The sequence below is a fragment of the Kineococcus vitellinus genome, from assembly GCF_009906315.1.
In the GTDB taxonomy this organism is placed as follows: domain Bacteria; phylum Actinomycetota; class Actinomycetes; order Actinomycetales; family Kineococcaceae; genus Kineococcus; species Kineococcus vitellinus.
Genome location: NZ_JAAALL010000334.1, coordinates 1 through 4401, shown reverse-complemented (window position 1 = coordinate 4401; position 4401 = coordinate 1). Strand labels below are relative to the sequence as shown.

Sequence of the window (4401 nt, the reverse complement as noted above, 5' to 3'; positions counted from 1 at the left end):
GTCCAGGGGGGTGGAGGTCACGGTCATCACAGCTCCTGCGCGAAGCGGCCTTCGATGCGGCGGAACACCAGCTGCCCCACCGCCAGCAGGGCCAGGGCGATGAGCAGCCCCCACAGCCCCGTCCACAGCAGGTGCGGCGGCAGCGCCGGCGGCACCTCGGCGGCGCGCACGTCGCCGGTGGGGTACCAGAACGCCCAGTGGAACAGCTCCACCGCCGCGGTGACGGGGTTGAGCTGATACAGGGTGAGGAACCACGAGTCGCGGCCCACGGCGTCGGCGACCTTCTGCCAGTCGTAGAGGACCGGCGAGGTCCACGTGACGACCATGAGCAGCAGGTCGACGATGTTCTCGAAGTCGCGGTAGAGCACGTTGACCGCGCCGAAGAGCAGCCCGAGCCCCACGGCGAGCACGCCGACGATGACGAAGCCGAGCACCGCCCCCGCCAGCTGCTGCGGCAGCGGCCGCCAGCCCGTGATGAGGCAGGCCAGCAGCAGCACCACCAGCTGGGGCAGGAAGTGGATGGCCGCCACCCACGCCGAGCTCACCGAGAACAGCTCGCGCGGCAGGAAGATCTTCTTGATGAGCGGCGCGTTGCCCACCACCGAGCGCGTCGCGTTGCCGAACGCCTCGGTGTAGAAGTTGATCACGACGATGCCGGAGAACAGGTACACCGCGAAGTTGGGCACGCTCTCGTTGAGCTTGAGGAACTCGCCCATCGCGAAGTAGAAGACGGCGAACTGCACGCCCGGCTTGACGTAGCTCCACAGCAGGCCCATGACGGAGCCGCGGTAGCGGACCCGCATCTCCTTGCGGACCAGCAGCTTGAGCAGGTACCGGTAGCGCAGGACGTCCAGCAGGCCGGCCCCGTGCCCGGGCGCGACGAGCGGTGCCGCTGCTCCGGTGGAGGTGGCGACAGCGGACACCGGCGTCAGCCCTCCGGCCGGCGGTCCGCCGGGTCGGCCAGGTCCACCCCGAACGTCTGCGCCCAGGCCTGCATCGAGGTCACCCGCGGCAGCGCGTCCTTGTAGGCGCGGCGCAGCTGCGGCCAGGCGGTCAGCATCCGGCGGTGCAGCGCGGCGGACTCGGTGATCAGGTCGCGGAAGCGGCGGGCGTCGCGGCGGTACCAGACCGCCCCCTTGCCGTCGGCCATGGAGACCACGGCGCTGTCGTACATCGACAGCTCCCACCACTTGCCCTCGCTGGCGGCCAGGACCGCCTGGGGGCGCTCGGCGGCCTCCGGCCTGGGCCTGCGCAGCTGGTGCAGCGCGGCCTGCGCGGCCCACGGCAGCAGCGTGCCCTTGCGCGGCGGGCGCGGCTCCTTGCCCTTGTGCGCGGGCTTGCCGCGCTTGGGGGTGGGGTAGGCGTCGGGCTCGGCGGCCACCTGCGCGTCCGGGTACTCCGCACGCAGCGAGCGCACGGCGGGCAGCGTGCTGCCCAGCGTGCGGTGCAGGTGGTCCGGGCCCTGCAGCAGGTCGGTCAGGGCGCGGTTGCGCAGCGCCTGCGCGTAGTACTGCATGGAGATCAGGTGCTTGACGTCGGTGTAGCTGCTCTCGCGGAACAGGCGGCCACCGCGCTCGTAGGGCGAGTACAGCAGCGCCACGAGGAAGCGGTTGCGCTCGTGGTAGTACGCCTGCCAGTCGATCGTGTCGTCCTTGTCGTTCCACGACACGTGCCACACGCACGCACCGGGCAGCGACACCGTCGGGAAGCCGTGCTCGAGCGCGCGCAGGCCGTACTCGGCGTCGTCCCACTTGATGAACACCGGCAGCGCGAGGCCGATCTGCTCGATCACCTCGACGGGGATCAGGCACATCCACCAGCCGTTGTAGTCGGTGTCGATGCGCCGGTGCATCCACGGCGTCTGCCGCAGGTTGGAGGCGGCGAGGTTGTGGCCGTGGTACAGGCCGCGGGCCGGGCCCCAGAAGAAGCGGTAGAGGTTGACCGCCTCGCCCATGGTGTGCAGCACCGAGCGGTCGTACATGTCGAACATGTGGCCGCCGACGAGGGTCGGCTTGCGGCAGGCGTCGCCGAACTGCACGGCGCGCACGATGCCCTCGGGCTCGATGTTGACGTCGTCGTCCAGCAGCAGCGCGTAGCGGCTGCGCCGGGCGAGCACCGTCTCGAACATGCCGCGCGCGAAGCCGCCGGAGCCGCCGAGGTTGGGCTGCTCGACGATGCGCAGCGTCGCGCCCAGCCGGGCGGCGACCTCCTCGAAGCCCTCCTGCTCGCGCACCTTCTGGGTGCCCTGGTCGACGATGACGATCTCGTCGAGGACCTCCAGCACGGAGGCGTCGGAGGCCAGCGCCTCCAGCGTCTTCACGCAGTAGTCGGGGCGGTTGAAGGTCGTGATCCCGATGGTCGCGCGGCCGGCCTCGCGGTCGGCGACGGGAGCGCTCCAGGCGGCCTCGACCAGCGTCAGCTCCTCGGAGCCGCCGGCCAGGTCGATCCAGTACCAGCCGCCGTCGGCGAACGGGGCGAGGGTGAGGTCCTCGCTCAGGCGCGCCTCGCCGTCCACGCGCCAGCTGGTGACGCGCTGGCGCGAGCCGCGGGCGTTGGACTTGTACAGCGTCACGGTGCCGTAGCCGGCGAACGTCCCGGAGAAGCGGACCTGCTCCGCGCGCGTCCAGCGCCGCCAGTAGCTGGCGGGGAAGGCGTTGAAGTAGGTGCCCAGCGAGTACCGCTTGCCGGCGGGCACGCTCACGCTGCGCCGGTCGCCGGCCGCCTCGGTGTCGGACTCGCCGGCACCGGTGTTGACGAACTCCACGCTGTCGGACTCCGCCGAGGCGTAGCCCTCGGACTGGGAGAAGTCCACGTACAGCGGCAGGACGTCGATGTCGGTGCGGGCCGGGAAGACGATGCGGTGGACCTCGCGCCACCGCCCGTCGTCGGGGGCCAGCCCGCTGCCGGCGGCGAGCGCCGCGGGGGCGCTCCCGCGCGTGCCGACGTCCGTGCCCACGTCCGTGCTCATGCGTCCACCCCACCGGCCACGAGAGGAGCTCCGTCCTTGAAGTGCGGGGTCAGCTTGTTGTCCACCATCGACAGGGCCGCCCCGATGGCCATGTGCATGTCGAGGTACTTGTAGGTGCCCAGCCGGCCGCCGAAGAGGACGTCGCGCTCGCGGGAGGCGAGGTCGCGGTAGGCCAGCAGCCGCTGGCGGTCCTCGGCGGTGTTCACCGGGTAGTAGGGCTCGTCGCCCTCGACCGCGAAGCGGGAGAACTCCCGCATGATCACGGTCTTGTCCTTCGGGTAGTCCCGCTCGGGGTGGAAGTGCCGGAACTCGTGGATGCGCGTGTAGGGCACGTCCTCGTCGGCGTAGTTCATGACCGGGGTCCCCTGGAAGTCCCCGACCGGCAGGACCTCCTGCTCGAAGTCCAGGGTGCGCCAGGACAGCCGGCCCTCGGCGTCGCCGAAGTAGGTGTCCACGGGGCCGGTGTAGATCGTCGGCACGTTGCCGACCACGTTGTCCTTCGAGACCTCCTGGGAGGCGTCGAAGAAGTCCGTCCGCAGCCGCACCTCGATGTTGGGGTGGTCGGCCAGCCGCTCCAGCCACCGGGTGTACCCGTCGACGGGCAGCCCCTCGTAGCGGTCGTTGAAGTAGCGGTTGTCGTAGGTGTAGCGCACCGGCAGGCGGGTGACCGTGGCCCCGGGCAGCTCGCGCGGGTCGGTCTGCCACTGCTTGGCGGTGTAGCCCTTGAAGAACGCCTCGTAGAGCGGGCGCCCGATGAGGGAGATCGCCTTGTCCTCGAAGTTGTCCGCGGCGGCGGAGTCGATCTCGCCGGCCTGCTCGGCCACCAGCGCCCGCGCCTCGGCCGGCGACAGGGACTTCCCGAAGTACTGGTTGATCGTGTGCAGGTTGACCGGCATCGAGAAGACGCCGCCCCGGTACGTCGAGAAGACGCGGTGCACGTAGGGCGTGAAGCCCGTGAAGCGGTTGACGTGCTGCCACACCCGCTCGTTGGAGGTGTGGAAGAGGTGCGCGCCGTAGCGGTGCACCTCGATGCCGGTCTCCGGCTCCGCCTCCGAGTAGGCGTTGCCGCCGATGTGGTCGCGCCGGTCGATCACCAGGACCCTCAGGCCCAGGTCCTCGGCGCACTGGCGGGCGACCGTCAGACCGAAGAATCCGGACCCGACGACGACGAGGTCGACGTTCACCACTGGATCACCCTCGCTCGCTCCGTCCACGGGGTCGTCGGGGTCCCGCGCGGGGGCACGGTCGCGTTCACGGGCATGTTCGCAGGCATGGTGGCGACAGCGTAGCCGCCTGCGGGGCCCGGCCCGGTCAGCGGCGCGCGCCCTCCGGCGTCCCCTCCGGCGTCCCCCCCGGCGCCCCGCCGGGCGCGTCCCGCGGCGTCGCACCGGGCTCCCCGGCCCGAGCGGGCGCCGGGGGGGACGCCGGAGGGG

3 protein-coding genes are annotated in these 4401 nt (G+C 71.4%); all 3 read right to left on the bottom strand.

The window, feature by feature from the left end:
* Window positions 1-26: 26 nt before the first annotated feature.
* Genes GTQ99_RS20240 through glf form a run of 3 tightly spaced genes read right to left on the bottom strand, consistent with a single transcriptional unit; the run spans window position 27 to window position 4152 of the window.
* Window positions 27-932 carry an ABC transporter permease gene (locus GTQ99_RS20240; protein WP_205707900.1) on the bottom strand — a complete coding sequence of 302 codons (906 nt, stop codon included), beginning with the start codon at window positions 930-932 and terminating at the stop codon, window positions 27-29.
* Complete coding sequence (locus tag GTQ99_RS20235) at window positions 929-2968, bottom strand: glycosyltransferase (RefSeq protein ID WP_166617507.1); 2040 nt, start codon at window positions 2966-2968, stop codon at window positions 929-931. Before GTQ99_RS20235 ends, GTQ99_RS20240 begins: the two co-directional genes overlap by 4 nt.
* Window positions 2965-4152, bottom strand: a complete 1188-nt coding sequence (gene glf / locus GTQ99_RS20230; RefSeq protein WP_166617509.1) for a UDP-galactopyranose mutase — start codon at window positions 4150-4152, stop codon at window positions 2965-2967. The genes GTQ99_RS20235 and glf overlap by 4 nt, the downstream gene beginning before the upstream one ends.
* Window positions 4153-4401: the final 249 nt, after the last annotated feature.

Excerpts from the sequence above, each read along its gene's own strand:
- GTQ99_RS20235 (WP_166617507.1), bottom strand. The coding sequence starts at position 2,968 with ATGAGCACGGACGTGGGCACGGACGTCGGCACGCGCGGGAGCGCCCCC.